The sequence below is a fragment of the Candidatus Steffania adelgidicola genome (genome assembly GCF_020541225.1).
Lineage (GTDB): Bacteria > Pseudomonadota > Gammaproteobacteria > Enterobacterales > Enterobacteriaceae > Steffania > Steffania adelgidicola.
In genome coordinates, this window is record NZ_CP045889.1 from 926350 (window position 1) to 943769 (window position 17420).

Sequence of the window (17420 nt, forward strand, 5' to 3'; positions counted from 1 at the left end):
TTTCACATCGAGAAAAATCAATAGAGAACAATGCTCTAGCATAGAACACACTGACAACATCTTATTACTCAAAGCACACTTATCAAACAAAAATAATTTACACACTACGAAACTAAATAATTACGCAGGTAATTTATATATTATATTCATATAAATCATATAAAAACATTTCAAATTTCTTGAACAATCAGAATAATTACTGTAGCATTTTTCGTTTCTCGATATCATCATCTAGGAACAGGATGTATAGTAGATCAATAAAGTTAACTCAAGACTACTATATTCTTTAAGAAATTAAGAGATATCATGATTACTCGTCTTGTTTGGCTACGTAACGATCTCCGAATCCATGATAATACAGCATTACATGCTGCCTGCAACGAGCAGGAAGTAAAGGTCCTTGCTGTCTTTATCGCTACGCCTGTACAATGGCGCCGGCATGGAATGTCTCCTCGCCAAGCAACATTTATCTACGATAATCTAATATATTTAGAACAAGCATTGACAGAATGTCAGATTCCTTTTCTGTATCATCAATGCGATGATTTTAATGCTGCAGTAAGATGGTTGCGCAATTATTGTTATAAAGAAGAGGTCAAGGAAATTTTCTATAATCGTCAGTATGAAGTAAACGAACGTAAACGTGATCTCCAATTAGAAATGGAGATAGGTAAGGAAACAATTTGTAAAGGTTTTGATGATGGGGTAATCCTGCCACCAGGCAGTATCTTAAATCAGAAGCTTCAGATGTACAAGATATATACACCATTTCGCACGGCATTTGTTCGTAAACTAATAGCATCGGAAATCTCTCCATTACCCTCCCCTAAAGTTCGTCAAGGGGGGGGGGGCCAACAAAAAATTCCTTTTTTTGATTATCCCCATCAAAAAGTAGATAAAAAATTTCCTTCTGGTGAAAAAGCAGCGTTAAATCGCTTACGCACATTTTGTCAAGTTGGAATGCCAACCTATATTCAACGACGTGATCTACCAGGTATTAACGGTACCAGTTGTTTATCTCCCTACTTAACGATTGGTGTCATTTCACCTCGACAATGTCTTCATGAATTATATGTAGCATACCCAGATTTTTTAGAGAAAACGGATAGTTCTCCTTTCTGTTGGTTCAGTGAGCTGATCTGGCGTGAATTTTATCGTCATTTAATCGTAGCATATCCATTTTTATGTATGAATAAACCGTTTATTAATTGGACCGATAATATATTCTGGAATAAAAATCCAGCAGCTTTACATGCCTGGCAACAAGGAATCACTGGATACCCTCTCGTTGACGCAGCGATGCGTCAACTCAATACAATAGGGTGGATGCATAATCGCCTACGAATGATCACCGCTAGCTTCTTAGTCAAAAACCTTCTAATTGATTGGAGAATAGGTGAGCAGTATTTTATGTCACAGTTATTAGATGGAGATTTGGCAGCTAACAATGGGGGTTGGCAATGGGCAGCCTCTACAGGTACTGATGCAGCACCTTATTTTAGGATTTTCAATCCCACTACTCAAGGGAAGCGTTACGATCCAAAAGGTAATTTTATACGAAAATGGGTGCCTGAACTCAACCATGTTCCAGATGAATATATCTATGCTCCACATGCTTGGTTAGAAAGAAATGGAGCAGTCCTAAATTATCCAGAAAAAATTATTGATTATCAGCATACTCAAAAAAAAACCCTCGCTGCATTTCATGCCGCTAAGGATTATTCCTTTAAAATTTCAAGAAAAAATTCCTTTATGAATAAAAATTCATAATATTATTATGGCTTATCAATCAGATTTTTTTGTTCTAGAAACATCGAGACTTTACCTAAAGTCCAGAGTTCAGGTGACATATATGCTATAGAAGATAAAAATTCTTTTCAAAGAAAAGAGTTTTTATTAAAATCAAGTCAATCTATTATAAACACTTGGGTTAAGCACCTTAATAAAAAACATCAATATTTTTCTCCTTCACTATTAAAGATAGCTTAAACATAAGACTCCCTTCTAAAGGAAGGGATACGAGCATGGCTATGCTTGGTTTCACTACACTCGGATAATACTTCATGAACTCTTAGAGAAATTTTCGCACAATAGAAAATTGCCTATCTTCTTTAGATAGCACTCTTCTTACAGTCTGGAAAACAACAGACGGAGAGTAACATAATAGTTCTTTATTAAGTATCCACACTAATCAGATTATTGTTGCGCGATGATTATCACTGTAAATGATGAATTAATTCACATCACTCAGTGAGAGGATAAAGAGGGATTTCAAGGTAATAAGCGCTGCCTCACTGAGAGGAATATAGAATAAACTCATCTTTTAAACTAGAAATTTTCTAAAGAAAATAGCTTTGAACGCACTACGTAGTAATGAAGAGCTCCTGCATCGTTATTGATTAGCAATATAACGATTCACATTAACCCATACCGTTTAGTATAATAAAAAGATACCTTCTTATCGATGCCTAGAGTGAATCATTCATGAAATTACCGATTTATCTTGATTATTCCGCCACCACTCCAGTTGATCCACGGGTAGCGGAGAAAATGATGAAATATCTTACACTTGACGGGATTTTTGGAAATCCGGCTTCGCGCTCTCACCGTTATGGTTGGCAAGCAGAAGAAGCGGTTGATATTGCCCGTAATTACGTTGCTGATTTAGTGGGAGCAGACTCTTGCGAAATCATTTTTACTTCCGGCGCAACTGAATCCAATAATCTAGCCCTGAAAGGGGCTGCGTATGCCAGCTGCAATAAAGGCCATCACATCATTACGGCCATGACTGAGCATAAAGCCGTATTAGATACCTGCCAGCAATTAGAGAGAGAAGGATTTACCATTACTTGGCTAGTACCACCGACGAATGGTATTATCACTCCAGACCAGCTGCAAAATGCTATACGTGATGATACAATTTTGGTTTCATTAATGCATGTTAATAATGAAACTGGTGTAATCCAGGATATCTCGGCTTTCGGTGAAATATGTCGCGTCCATGGAGTCCTATTTCATGTAGATGCCAGCCAAAGTATTGGAAAATTACCGATATATCTACCAGCGTTATCAGTGGATCTAATGTCTTTTAGTGGACATAAACTGTACGGGCCGAAGGGTATTGGAGCTTTGTTTATTCGTCATAATCCACGGGTGTGGATTAATCCCCAAATCCACGGCGGTAATCATGAACGCGGAATGCGCGCTGGAACGCTTCCGGTACATCAAATTGTTGGGATGGGTCAAGCCTATTTTCTTGCGCAGCAAGAATTGGAATATGAAATTCCACGTTTACGGAAACTACGAGATCAATTATGGCATGGATTGCAACAGATCGACGGGGTATCTCTCAATGGAGACATACAGCAAAGCGTAGCAACACTGCTTAATGTTAGCTTTCATGATATTAACGGGGCATTGCTTATTACGGAGCTTAAAAATTTGGCGGTCTCAACAGGATCTGCCTGCACCTCAGCTAATGTTGAACCATCTTACGTCTTACGCGTCATGGGGGTTGCTGATGAACTAGCATACAGCTCTATCCGTTTTTCTTTAGGTCGCTTTAGCTCCCATGAAGAAATAGAGTATGCCATCACTCAAACACAGATAGCCATTTCACGACTGCGTAAAATTTCACCTCAACGTGTCATCCTTTAGCTTAATTCTGGGGTAAGAAAACAAAATTATATTTTTACTTCAGTATGTTGTCTATTCTGAGTGAATTCTTTTTCCATTTTCGGCGTACAGTATTTATTTCTTCAATTTCTAATCATTGTTTTAACCTACCACACTCTCAGGGAAAAAAGATAGGCAAAATCAAATAGAAAACACCAGATAATAGTCAAAAAAAACATTAGGCATAAAATTTCAAGAAAAGAGTATTCGACAGAATATATCCAATTATCTAGATATAGATATGCAGTCTTTTTTATAAATAAAAAATGAAATTCAATAAAGTATTTGTTACATCAGGATAAAGGAATCAACTTAATAAATTTCTACACATTTATATAAAACTTAGAGCCTCGATAATACACGAAATGGAGTCTCAATATAAATCAAGGATATTTGACCAAAATCCATAAAATACTGATAGCTCTCGGAAAGGAATAAAAAGATAATTCTTTCAGAATTGTAACCACACACTGATCAAGTGTAATATAGAGCTCACTATTTGTGTATTGAGTTTATTATAAAGTACGCTTTTACCTACCGCTAGATATCAGATGCTCAGGATATGGTTGAGTAACCTTGTTATAAGAAAATTCTAAAAACCAGAATGTCTCTTTTGCTAAAAGAGAAATTACATGACGCTGATATTTTTAACTCTGTCTTCATATATTATTTTAATATGCATCAGGAAACATAATTCCACTATGCTTTATAAAATATAAATTTATATTCAACAAGGAATTATTTAACAAAAATATTAGTTTTTTACAAAATTCAGGCTGCATCTTCAAATTTAAATCATAATTTGAAATCACATCTATTTATCAATGTTAATGACAGGAGTCATATAATTTATAACAACTTGATTCGTAATGAATTTCATGAGGCTCTACGAATACTGCAAAACATCCTTAGCGATGATCGCCATATTCAGGCGATCGGAGATGCAGCTAAACGCATTGCTAATACATTTAAATCTGGAGGAAAAGTACTCTCCTGCGGTAACGGCGGTTCACATTGCGACGCAATGCATTTTGCCGAAGAATTAACCGGCCGCTATCGTGAGAATCGTCCGGGCTATCCTGCAATCGCCATTTCTGACCCCTCTCATTTATCCTGCGTGAGCAATGATTTTGGGTACGAGCAAGTATTCTCGCGCTATATAGAAGCCATAGCCCATAAAGGGGATGTTCTACTTGCTATATCCACCTCCGGCACTTCAGAAAATATTATCCGCGCTATTAACACCGCACGCGCTAAAGAGATGTGGGTGGTTGTCCTTACCGGAAATACTGGAGGTGGGATACTTAAAAGCGCAGACGTGGCTATCCATGTTCCCCATTGTGGTTATCCTGACCGCATTCAGGAAATACATATCAAGGTAATTCACATTTTAATTCTCCTCATCGAGAAAGAAATGGGAATACCAGGAATAACCACAGTCGGGTAACAAATTGTTTCTACAATAAACTAGAGTGATGTATGTAGATTTCTACATACATTAAAACTAGTACATTCGGGAGGGAGGTATCGTGTATCTGATATCAGTCAAGTTTGTGACTTTTACTGCTCTGTCCTAAAAAACATGAGTGGCTTTTTACTACCCAACACATTTCTTAATAACTTTCTAGCTAGCATGTAATTCTCTATATCCCAAGATCTCTTATAAGAATCGCATTTTTAATATAAATATAAAACAAGCCATCTTATAAAATAAACTAGATAGAACTAAATTTTCAGCACTTGATGCTGGAACATACACGCCTAATAATCAATAGTATTTTTATAAAATCTTTGCTATAAGAATCAAATTCTTAACTTCATATGGGGTTTTTTCTTAAAAAGAAAACAGAAGCATCAATGAATTTTTATCTATTTTATAAAACGTAGATTTAAGTTATATAAATAACTCAATATAGCATGCATATTCAGCTATCATAATCTCAATACGTTTAAAAAATGTCGAGTTCCATTTCATATACCTCTAGTGATACCATGTAAAAATGATTTCCATTCTTCAATTTAAGACATTACGGTGAATTCTTAATAAGAAATACACACCATATCTATCTATAGAAGATTTCTATATCGTTAAAGTGATATTTGTTAAATACATGAGCTTTCCAGCAAGAAAATGCTATAAATTTTCGCTAAATTTAAACCTTGCCGACAGATAAAAAGGCAAACTCGAAAAGAAAAAAGATAGATATTTCAATATAAAATCCTATTTTAAATCTAAATTGATCTAAACAAAATTCAATCGCTTGGTTATATTAATCTTTAATGATTTTTCTAATGCTGTTAAAAGAATAACAACACCGCTCAGCCAGCGGATTTTTTGTTCTCACTTTTTTTAGCACGCTCATAAGATGTGATAATTTCAGATTTAGCCGCTTCAGAGTTATCCCAACCATCGATCTTAACCCATTTTTCTGCTTCTAGATCTTTATAATGCTCGAAGAAGTGGGCGATTTTTTTCAGTAGCAACGATGGTAGATCATGCACATTTTTAATATGATTATATTCTTTTGAAAGCTTCGTATGCGGTACTGCGATTAGCTTTGCATCTTCACCGGATTCATCAGTCATTTTTAAGATACCTACTGGACGGCAGCGTACCACGCAACCCGGTTGTAATGGGTATAGCGTAGGCACCAGCACGTCTACAGGATCGCCATCCAAGGCAAGGGTCTGGTTAATATACCCATAATTACAAGGATAAAACATCGCTGTAGGCATGATACGATCTACGAACAAGGTGCCGCTTCTTTTATCAACTTCGTATTTAATAGGATCGGCATTAGCTGAAATTTCAATCATCACATAAATATCTTCCGGTAGTTCTTTCCCTGCGGGCAACTGATTTAAGTTCATATTATTTCCTTAAGCTTTACAATAATGAAAACATTGCCTAGTGTAACTGATTTTTCCTTTCTAGGCATTAATATACATGTGGAGGAACGCATGATTTTTCATAATTCAAACTGAATGTAGACACTCTAGTTTTCAGAACGCCGAGTTTCATTAAAATATATTTTAAAATACCTCGGCCGCGATTATCTCTTATTCAGATCATGAATAGACAATCAGGTATAATATATTCAATATTATTAAGAAGAGACTAGGATATAATTGAGAATGCGAAATAATACTATAATTCTTCGAGGTTAATATTTTATATATGTTTTTCTGACAAGATACTTTCGACTAAGTTAGTTAATGAATACTAGCGATCATAGCTACCTTACTTGACTTATTTTAAACTACTAAATACAGAAAAAACTATTTGATCATTTATCACAAATAAGTCTACAGTATTATTGCTAATGCAAGATCAATCATCTTCCGGATTACCTAACAGCTTTAAATCTTTTGAAACAAAAGACTTATATCTGATAAATACTTGCTTTTTATGAAAAATCGCATTAAACAAACAATTATCAAGGCTAAGTGCCATGCCTCAAAATTTTATAAGAGATTATAATTTGTTCCTTAGAAATTTAGATAACATCATCTATATATATTCTATACAATATAAAGAAATATTAATTTTAGGACTAATTAAGGTAACCTTTGATCGTGGAAGTAAGAACATTAATAAATTTTAATTCATACCTGTCCGCCAGCATAGCTGTAATGTGTTTTTGAATACATCTAGTATAGATGCATTAAAAAATTCTGTTGATAGCTTCAGAATCTGTCAAGCTAAGATAGTGCTCCTGTCAATTTATATATATAAATATTCATACACATTTATGTACTAGCAGCAACTGCTTATACATGGTCAAAGAGCACCTGTTCATTGCTTACTATTGTGATTTAGTAGTTATTTTTATCATCTTAAATGATATTTTTAAAATATATAAGATGCGTTATATACAGAAACCTGTATCGATTAATGCAGTTATATAATGATGTTTTCTCCATTTGTCAATACTTGAGACATGGAATCTAGAATAAATTATTTACTTAATCAGTCCATTATAGAGTGATAATTAGAACCACCTCAGTAAGCGATAGAAATCTTATTAATCTACACACTCTCGTAGTACGTCTAACCTTCATTAATAAAAACTATCGGAACACGTATGTGCAGGGGGTAATTACAAAGTCTACTTTATCCGAAACTAAGAAATGTATCTTGAAAGTTATTTATATGTGCATAAAGTTAGCGAATCAGATTACGTATATTCTTTTTAATCTTTTAAACAGAGTTATCCACAGGCTTCCTTCTTCCCTTCCCATTATACACTGGGTTTCTGTTTTTTTTCTTTACTGTAATTGATTGAAAATCAAAGATATTTTTTTATTAAATATAAAACATATTACTTAAATTTTTTTTTTATAATTGACTAAATAAGAACTTTTATTTTTATACACAGCGTACAGACAGTGTTAAAACGGTTTTTTTCAGTATATTCTCGTTTAAAAAACTTGATTATAGTCTTCCGTAATTGGGTTTTCTACTAAAACCACACTCTAGTTTTTCTTCAGCTAAACGAATGAATGTTAATTCCAACATCTACTCTGAAATAGAGTGTGTCTCTTATAACAAATATTTTTTACCGTTGTATTTTACTAAATTAAATATAAATTAGATAAAACATATCTACCCTAATATTTAGAAAAAAAAATAAAATTCTTTCTGAAGAACCCAGATTACACATAAAAATACAACCAATCTTTTATTGGTAATAAAACATTTTATTAACCAATACCACTCTTTACTATACCTGATTCTAGCGTCTAAAATATGAACTTTATATGATGAAAAGAACACTTAAAAAACAAAATTCTGACCTACAGTACTTTCTTCAGAAGAACTATACCATTCATTTTTAAAATCAGGAGGACCAAGTAAAACAAATTGCAAGATCCAAGATTAAGCAGACACTTATTGACTTCATCCCCCCTGTAGTAGAGCCATTTCTTAGATTAAAAAAGATTCTTTCTCTATTTTCTGTAGAAAATATACGTGGATTATATTCATCCTCAGTTAAAAATTTAAAAAACTTTCCCTATTATACCTGCCATTTAAAAATCGATTTAGTTCATCTATCCCATCTCTTCAAAAAATTTTCTCCTGAAATTTACTTCACTTCTAAACGAAGATTACTTAACTCCTAACTTTGTTTTTAGGGAGGGGTATAATCATTTCTTCATATCAACCTAATCTCTTCTTTTATTACCCTGTATCAATGACAAAATAGTTGTGATCATCAATAGACTCATATTTTCCATATACACATAAAAACCTGAATAAGGCACGTTATACTTATAAAATATTCTTTTATGTATTAAAAGGGTGCTTTACCGACTGATATAAACGAATCGTTATGATATACTGTTTTATATATATCTCTGATACATATATTTATCTACGGATAACATTAAGCACAATTCTGATATTATCAGAGCGCTAAATATTTTTATTAAATATCAACTTTTAAAAAGTGAAACCAGATATGTTCAGATCATTAAATGATAGCCCAAAGATTAAGAACGATCAGAAACTGTTAATCTCGAACTGAAAATATTATTTATAATAACAAGTAAGAAGATCAATTATTACATCTAATGATTAGCGTCTTAATAACATAATGATACTAATCATAAAAAATACCATACTTGGTAATAATGCTGCAAATGCGGGCGGCATATTGTAAACTAGACTCAATGGCCCGAAGATTTGATCTAATAGGTAAAATAAAAAACCCCAGCTTATCCCTGTGATAACCCGTACTCCCATAGGGACGTTACGAAGTGGTCCAAAAATAAAGGATAATGCCATGAGCATCATCACCGCCACCGAGAAAGGCGAAAAAATCTTGTTCCACATGTTTAGCTGATAACGGTTAGATTCCTGCCCACACTGTTTAAGATAGTGAATGTAGTTGTACAACCCTGAAATGGATAAGGAATTGGGCTCCAGTGCAATTACCCCTAGCTTATCAGGCGTTAGGTTGGTTTTCCAATCTCTATTGAGCGTTTGTTGATGGATAACCTGTTTACTATTAGTAAAATCCGATTCATCGACTTTTTGGAATTTCCAACTCCCGTTACTAAAGGTTGCAGTAGTGGCATAACGCAATAACTGTAGCCGTGGCTGTTCTGTCTGATCAAAATGGTAAATATTAATTCCAGCTAATTTATTACTGCCCACTACCCGTTCAATAAACACAAAATCATTACCGTCTTTGGCCCACACACCATTTTGAGTCGAAAGAACAGCGCCCCCGTAAATCGCTTGCGTGCGATATTTATAGGCTATTTTCTCTCCAGCAGGCGCTACCCATTCAGCAATGGCCATAGTCCAGATGACTAGCGGAATAGCAGTTTTAATCACGGAACCAGCCACCTGAAAACGACTAAAACCCGATGCCTGCATCACAACCAGTTCGCTATGAGTCGCAAGCGAACCAAGACCGAGAAGTGCTCCAAGCAGTGTTGCCATCGGAAAAAAAATTTCGATATCTTTAGGGATGCTCAGCAAAGTAAACAAACCAGCACCAATCGCTGAATACCCTCCCTGCCCCACTTTACGTAGTTGCTCAATAAACTTAATGATTCCCGCTAGCGAAACTAGCATAAATAAAGTCATCATAATAAAACTAAAAATAGTTTTACCGATATAGCGATCTAATACAGAAAACATTAGGCAGCTCCTCGAATATTTAACCGATCACGAACTCTTCTAACCGGTACGGTATCCCATAAATTCAGTATTAATGCTAACGTTAGGTAGAGAATATTAGTTATCCACATCCAGAGCATTGGGTTGAGCTTTCCTTTAGCGCCATTAGAACGCAAGCAAGTTTGCAATAGAAAAAAAATCAGATACAACAACATCGCGGGGAGCATACTTAATATACGACCTTGCCTCGGATTAACCACAGATAAAGGTACCACCATTATTGCCATAATTAGCACAGATCCCACTAGCGTGAGCCGCCAGTGCAATTCGGCACATACTGCAGGTTCCTGTGACCACAAAAGCTGATAAAATGTCATTTGCTCAGCATCGTTCTTGTCTAGTACAACCGGCCGATGTCCTATAACCGCCTGATATTTAGTAAAATTAGTAATGCGGAAGTCATGCAGCAACGAGGCCCACTCATACCGGGTACCTTTATCTAGTATGACTAGTTGCGAACCATCCTTCCGCTGAGTTATATACCCGTGATCTGCTATCACCACGAAGGGGTTGAGTGCACCCTTGGGCTTAATCTGTGCTAGGAATATATGTGTAAGATTTTTATTTTTCACATTACCGACGAATAAGACTAAATTTCCATTTTCTGCTGATTTAAACTGACCCTCGATCAGCACCGCCATACTTGGATTGACCTTGACTTCTGACATCACCATATCCTGATGGCGCGATGACCAAGGGGAAATCCATATGAGATTTACTGCTGCGAATACCACAGTAATAAGACCAAGCAATAGTGCAGCGCGAATTACAATACTTTTTCCTAACCCACAGGCGTACATAACCGTAATTTCGCTTTCAGCGTACATACGACTTAAAGTCATTAATAATCCCAGAAAGAGACTTAAAGGGAGAATTAATTGAATCATTTCGGGCATACCTAAGCAGAGCAAAGATAGAACCAAGTTTATTGGAACATTACCTTCCACCACCGCCCCTAAAATCCGCACTAACTTTAGACAGAAAAAAATCAAAAGCAGAATAAACAGAATAGCGAATTGGCTTTTAAATGTCTCCCGCATCAAATATTTAGTGATTATCACTCTTATTTTGCCTGTAATAACTGATCGTTATTTAGATATCTTGACCCCATATGTTTGATAAATGTAAGATGGGTAAGATTGATAGTATCTGTTTTTGTTTTAGTGCAGACGATTCAGTGCAGTATCATGCTAATTCGCTATCAGACGCTTAACGTAAAATCTATAAGCAATATGCGAAAATATTCTAGCTTTATTGATATTATAAAAACGCTATACCAGCCGGTATATCCCATGGAAATAAAGCGCTCTAGTACAAGAACTCGATCCTACCGATAAGTATGACTCTGATGATTATTGTGAGATATTTTGAAAAAATCACACCAAAACATGCTACTGATCGAGGTTATATCTTAAATAAATGATATTGTATAAAACAACAAGCACTTCATTTTGCATTAATTTTTTCTAGTATGTTAATCTTCGATAATTAACTAAAGACATGAAGCAATTAAGAGATTCGGTGCAATAAAGACACACTTTACCATAGACCCCGTGTTGATGGATTTAACGACGTGATAGGGGGGGGTACATATTAACCCGATCCCCCTTAATTATTCATTTTTGAAAAATCATAGTGCTTGAGTGATGAAGAGGCATGGTTAGGGTATTTTACCCAAGTTTAGATCCTAGTATCTACTTAGCTCTTCAGAAAGCTGAAAGGTAAATATTTACAAAATCATCCGAGACTACACAGGTAATAAAACACCATTGCTCTCTATAAGAGAGCAATATTTTCTTTAAAGTTTACTATACGTCAAGACGCACGTGATCGATCTTGCCCCAGATGTAGTTCTCATATGTTTTAAGGAACTACATGAAAGTGTCTTACTGACAGTAAGACTAGCAATGAATATATTGGAATAATAACGGTTGTGCTCTAAAAAACAAAAAATATCGGACTACTAAACCCTAAAACTTATCTAGATGAAAACAACCCCCACTCGATAATTAATGCTAACTTCTGGTATCTAATCTTTATTTGTCCTGCACTCATCATCTTGTAAGGAAAATACATTCCCAATAAAAAAGCGAAATTACTCTGCTTCACGCTCTAAGATTAAAAATCTTAATTATAAAACCATTTTTAGAATCAAAATTCATAAAATTGTTTGATAGTATATAACACTACGCTATTATCAAATAAATTTAATTTAAGTTCAATATTCGCTAAAATAGTACTATATCTGCATTTACGATGAAAAATATCGCCCCATACTACACACCGCTCAGAGGTGAGACATAATCTCAGGGAATAAATCCATAGAAAGATAATTTAAAATATAAAGGATTAAAATCACAATCATCGCTGAAAAGTCAATTCCCCCCATGGGGGGAAAGATGCAGCGCATTGGATGCATTAAAGATTCGCTTAATTGATAAAATATCATATCAATTGGACTATGTCCCTGGCTAACCCAACTGAGCAACGAACGGATAATCACCACCCAAAAAATCAGTTCACCAATTGCTTTGATCATGGCTAGCAGGCCAATTAGTAAATAAGAAGAATCGATAAATATAACCCGCATCTCAAGCACGGTCAATAACGGGAATTTAATCATTGCCAAAATAAACACTAATAACAATGAAGCGGTATCCAATGCTCCGCGTGAGGGGATTATCTGGCGTAAAATCCCAATAACCGGCTGAGTAATTTTAATAATGCATTGCGAAAATGGATTATAAAAATCACAGTGAGTCCACTGCATCCAAATACGCAATAGTAACATCATAATAGAAAAATCTATTAATGTCTTAACCAAAAACGTCAGCATAAGAGATGTGTTTCCTTATTCAGATTGACAAATGCAACAGTGACAAAGATAATAAAGGATATTTTCCATACTCTTAACTTTTGAATTGTCACATTCTGCCGAATATGTGATATACGGCACGGGTTCTTATACGGCATCAGGCAAAGGCATTAGGCGCTTTATCAAGCGTCTAATGCCTTTGCCTGCGATTTCATGGATTCCATAAACAAAAAAACAAATAGTATACGCTACCGACAGTAGCAATAACCCCATTAAGCGAGATTGATGGACGAAGGAGCTCTTAAGTTACTCTCCCGCCAAAAATCGCAGTACCAATGCGCACTAACGTGCTGCCGGCAGTGATAGCTGGCAACATACAGTTCGTCATTCCAAGTGAAAGTGTGTCAATACCATAATGAAAACGTTGTAAAGTCTTGTAAAGCTCAAACATATGCTTGAAGACCGCTAGTTTTCGCTGGAAATCTTCTTCTAAAGCCGGAATAGCCATCAAACCTCGGAGCTTCAAACGCGGGCATCTTGAAATTAGCGATGCTAGAGTTAACATCTGGTCAAACGCAATACCGGTTTTAGTTAACTCACAACTAATATTGATTTGGATAAGTACGTTAAGCGGTAACCGGCCTGCCGGACGCTGATTGTTGAGTTTCCTGGCTATTTTTGGGCGATCTAGAGTATGACACCAATCAAAATGCTCTGCGACTAAAGCACTTTTGTTAGATTGTAGTGGACCAATAAAGTGCCAGATAAGAGTGACACTTTGTAGACGTTCACGAAACCACACTATTTTTTTCACACCTTCTTTTACATAATTCTCCCCAAATGCCCGCTGGCCGGCAGCAATGGCTGATTCAATTGCTTCTATCGTTTGTGATTTACTTACAGCAACCAAATTAATCTGCTGTGGATCACGACCGCAATCGTGCGCTGCTAAGCGGATTTGGTAAAGAACATATTGTAGGTTCTGTTCGATTATACTCATCATTTTACAACATCATATAACATTGAATAATCGCATAAGCGATCACATAAAACATAATCTCCATCTTAATCCTAGTCGATTTCTGATAATTCGAACGTATAATTTACCGCAACTCTTTAAGATATTGATCTTAGTTGTTGTGGAGATTCGCTGCTAAACGATTCCAATCAGGAATCGTTTAGCAGCGAATCAAGCTTGCTTTCACTATAAATTTTAAAAGTATCTCTATATCATATATTAAAATCGTTGTGTTTTTCTCTTATATGTACACTTTGGGATGCTCAATTCGAATCAGTTCTAATAAATAAAGAACTGTATTCAAGTTAACCCCAGTAACGATGATGAATTACTGAATACAATGCATCATATGACAATGAGTATGAATTACACTAATTACGTCACTGCTTATACATTTTCAATACGAGACTCAGTATAATAAAAATATCTCATACTTAACAAAATTCTGGTAATCTTTTTTCCTATTTATCCTCCAAGCTTACGAAACTAATCATCATAAATCTATAAAATTATTTACTTTCAGTATTTGATGACCATGGTCTTTATGCAAACATAACTTAGAATCTCATATCTTTTACTAACTTATATTAAGAATATACTAATGAATCGTATTAAAAAACAGAATCTCCCCACCTTTATTTGTATAGATTAGAACATTATTAAAAAATATATTTTCCTACCATGCAGTAGATACCAATGTTTCATTGTAATACCGATAATAATACTTAGTTTAAGTATCATATGATAATAAAAATCATCACAAAGAAGAAATGCATTATTCAATATTAATTGAATAGCTGACTTATACCGCCCGCATTAGGATACGATCCTTAAGTAGAGTCTCTTTCCTCAAGGGTTGTTATAGAAAAAACTTCTACAGAAGTAGCTTAACTTTAGTCTAGTCACTAGATCAGTTCATCAGTTTAAGTGATGTTATCATGTCTTTTATATTAACCAATATACATGAAAAAGTGATAGTCTTAAAGACTATCACGATATTAAATATCGCTTATAAACACAGTTATTTTCTATTTATAATAGCAACCTCCCGTGTGTTTTTAGAAAAAAACATTATTCTTTCTATAAATAATTTCTAAAAATATTTTATGTAATTAATTCCCCATCGAGAATCAATTACAACTGAATCGTTGTTAAATCAAGCTTTAAAATATAACGGCTAAATAACATAAAGTGGATAAAAAACAAATACACCGCATAAAGAATTTTAGATAATAACCCGGACATATCCACATAATATGTGTTACATCACTCCTATTTATGCTAAATAATATTTTATAAAATGTTATCTGGACCTAATTAAAACTTAAGAGGTATCTATCTCTCTTAAAAAATCTTGAATATAATCAAGGCAAAATACCTCGCACAGTTTTAAGTAGATATGGCCTCCTCTGATAGAAAACAGATAAACCCGATATCTTTTTTAAAATTAAAAATAAACAACAGAAATATAAATTTCGCTGTTTATTTGTGAAACCTGATATAGAAAAAATCTTATACCTTTAAATTCATCAAAAATATAGGATATACCGAACGCTGCAAACAAGATTTTAGAGAACATGCTAAAAATAAAAGCTCTTTACTAGAGAATAGTGGTATTCTACTACCACACTAATATTCTGACTTTAGAATTATATATTTCCCCCATCAGTATTAAAGAAAAAATATAATGAATATCTATATAATCTTGTCACACAAGAAAACATAAAAAATGAAAGATGACTTACTTCAAGTCAGTAATAATTATTCGGGATTTTATCAAAAAATCAATGACAATATAGTTTATAATTATTAATAAAATCTTTACAAGCTTCTATTAATGTTAAAAAGGTTAATTTATGAATGTGATGATATAAAAATAAACTAAAGACAGATACTGATCTTGCCTATCTAGATCGATAGGCAAGCATCCCCCCTTAGAAGATACCGCGCTAATCGTTTAAATATTTTATTAAACTCAGATTAAGAACACAGAATAGCATTAACATTACCAATAATGCTCACTAGTTATATGACCTGGCTTATACTTAAAATGTTTTCGCATTCTCCGAGACTCCATTAAGAACTTCTGGGTATTGCGTACCATCTGCGGATTTCCACACAGCATGACATGGCTATTTTCGGCGTTTAATCTCAGATCTAGCGCTTCCTCCAGCGAACCATCGGCAATGAGTTTGGGAAATCGGCCAGTGAGTGATCCAAGAATCCGCTCTCGGCTGACTACTGTTTGAACACGGAGCTTATTGTTATATCGCTGCTTCAGTTCCAGTACCTTCGGTAGGTAACTGAGATCTTGAGAAAAACGCACTGCGTGAACTAAAATAATTTGTTTAAACCGTTCAAGTCCTTCGCCTTGTTCAAGAATGGATAAATAGGGACCTATAGCAGTACCCGTCGCTAGCATCCATAAATTTTCACAAGGTGGAATCTCATTTAGCACAAAGAAACCAGCCGACTCCTTAGTTAGCATCAAGCTATTTCCAGGCTGAAGAACCTGTAACGCGGGGCTAAGTGTACCTTTAGGCACACTGATAAGATAAAACTCTAGGTTATAGTTGCAAGGAGGATTAACGTAGGAATAAGCACGCTGAACTTTTTTTCCGTCAATGTCTAATCCTAGTTTAGTGAATTGTCCAGCGGTAAAAGGGGAAATAGGTGCATGTACAATCAAACTAAAAAGTCTATCCGTCCAGTATTTTAGCTGTACAACATTGCCGGTTATCCATTTATTCATAGTATTTTATTCCTCATTATACCGGTAATAACTAAGATTATCAACGTTGATTTTTTTTTGCTGCGTTAGCAGTGTTGTCATACAGAACAAACCAACATTCGGTGCCTTCTCTCAATTAACACTTAAAATTTTCTATTATCACTTAAGTTCCTTCGCATATCCAACTATGGCATATAAAACAAGGTTACATACAAAAATATAATTTTTACTGATGCCATCTTAATTATGGTTAATGATGAGATCATTATCAAGAACCTCTTTGTATATTACATATAATTTTGAAAAGGATAATTTCATATTTAATAAACTTGATTATTATTCTATTTTCCATACTCAAAACAAATTGCGTCATATAATATATATCTCTTTTTGATTCTTCACTTATTCTCGATAGGATTGGAATCCTGCGCAATATATATTTACCTATTCTAAGAGAATGCAGATTTCAATGCCGTCTAGTTTCGCATCA

General features: G+C 34.6%; 9 protein-coding genes. 3 read left to right on the forward strand and 6 right to left on the reverse strand.

Features of this window, described 5'->3' with window-relative positions; all coding sequences use genetic code 11:
* Positions 1–306: 306 nt before the first annotated feature.
* The 3 genes from phrB to lpcA all read left to right on the forward strand — a co-directional run bounded on the left by phrB (position 307) and on the right by lpcA (position 5122).
* Positions 307–1770, forward strand: a complete 1464-nt coding sequence (gene phrB / locus GFK82_RS02630; RefSeq protein WP_226810389.1) for a deoxyribodipyrimidine photo-lyase — start codon at positions 307–309, stop codon at positions 1768–1770.
* Between the two features lie 714 nt (positions 1771–2484).
* Positions 2485–3657 (forward strand): IscS subfamily cysteine desulfurase, encoded by a 1173-nt coding sequence (locus tag GFK82_RS02635; RefSeq protein WP_226810390.1) that lies wholly within the window; start codon positions 2485–2487, stop codon positions 3655–3657.
* A gap of 865 nt (positions 3658–4522) precedes the next feature.
* Positions 4523–5122 carry a D-sedoheptulose 7-phosphate isomerase gene (lpcA, locus tag GFK82_RS02640; protein ID WP_226811284.1) on the forward strand — a complete coding sequence of 200 codons (600 nt, stop codon included), beginning with the start codon at positions 4523–4525 and terminating at the stop codon, positions 5120–5122.
* A gap of 872 nt (positions 5123–5994) precedes the next feature.
* On the opposite strand, the gene ppa is transcribed toward lpcA, so the two are convergent.
* From ppa to fpr, 6 genes are all read right to left on the reverse strand, one after another.
* Positions 5995–6546: an inorganic diphosphatase gene (gene ppa / locus GFK82_RS02645; RefSeq protein WP_226810391.1), complete on the reverse strand. Its 552-nt coding sequence runs from the start codon at positions 6544–6546 to the stop codon at positions 5995–5997.
* 2707 nt (positions 6547–9253) lie between these two features.
* On the reverse strand, positions 9254–10327 hold the full coding sequence (gene lptG, locus GFK82_RS02650; protein ID WP_226810392.1) for an LPS export ABC transporter permease LptG: 1074 nt from the start codon (positions 10325–10327) through the stop codon (positions 9254–9256).
* On the reverse strand, positions 10327–11427 hold the full coding sequence (lptF, locus tag GFK82_RS02655; RefSeq protein ID WP_226810393.1) for an LPS export ABC transporter permease LptF: 1101 nt from the start codon (positions 11425–11427) through the stop codon (positions 10327–10329). Before lptF ends, lptG begins: the two co-directional genes overlap by 1 nt.
* Positions 11428–12653: 1226 nt before the next feature.
* A complete protein-coding gene (locus GFK82_RS02660; protein WP_226810394.1) occupies positions 12654–13202 on the reverse strand; it encodes a YggT family protein in 549 nt (182 codons plus the stop codon).
* 280 nt (positions 13203–13482) lie between these two features.
* Entirely contained in the window at positions 13483–14181 is a 699-nt protein-coding gene (locus GFK82_RS02665; protein WP_226811285.1) for a YggS family pyridoxal phosphate-dependent enzyme, read from the reverse strand.
* Positions 14182–16204: 2023 nt separating this feature from the next.
* Positions 16205–16951, reverse strand: a complete 747-nt coding sequence (gene fpr, locus GFK82_RS02670) for a ferredoxin--NADP(+) reductase (RefSeq protein ID WP_226810395.1) — start codon at positions 16949–16951, stop codon at positions 16205–16207.
* Positions 16952–17420: the final 469 nt, after the last annotated feature.

What these genes read in the sequence shown, in the direction of transcription:
- phrB (WP_226810389.1), top strand. Translation starts at nt 307, where the DNA reads ATGATTACTCGTCTTGTTTGGCTACGTAACGATCTCCGAATCCATGAT.
- GFK82_RS02635 (WP_226810390.1), top strand. Translation starts at nt 2,485, where the DNA reads ATGAAATTACCGATTTATCTTGATTATTCCGCCACCACTCCAGTTGAT.
- ppa (WP_226810391.1), bottom strand. Translation starts at nt 6,546, where the DNA reads ATGAACTTAAATCAGTTGCCCGCAGGGAAAGAACTACCGGAAGATATT.
- lptG (WP_226810392.1), bottom strand. Translation starts at nt 10,327, where the DNA reads ATGTTTTCTGTATTAGATCGCTATATCGGTAAAACTATTTTTAGTTTT.
- GFK82_RS02660 (WP_226810394.1), bottom strand. Translation starts at nt 13,202, where the DNA reads ATGCTGACGTTTTTGGTTAAGACATTAATAGATTTTTCTATTATGATG.
- GFK82_RS02665 (WP_226811285.1), bottom strand. Translation starts at nt 14,181, where the DNA reads ATGAGTATAATCGAACAGAACCTACAATATGTTCTTTACCAAATCCGC.
- fpr (WP_226810395.1), bottom strand. Translation starts at nt 16,951, where the DNA reads ATGAATAAATGGATAACCGGCAATGTTGTACAGCTAAAATACTGGACG.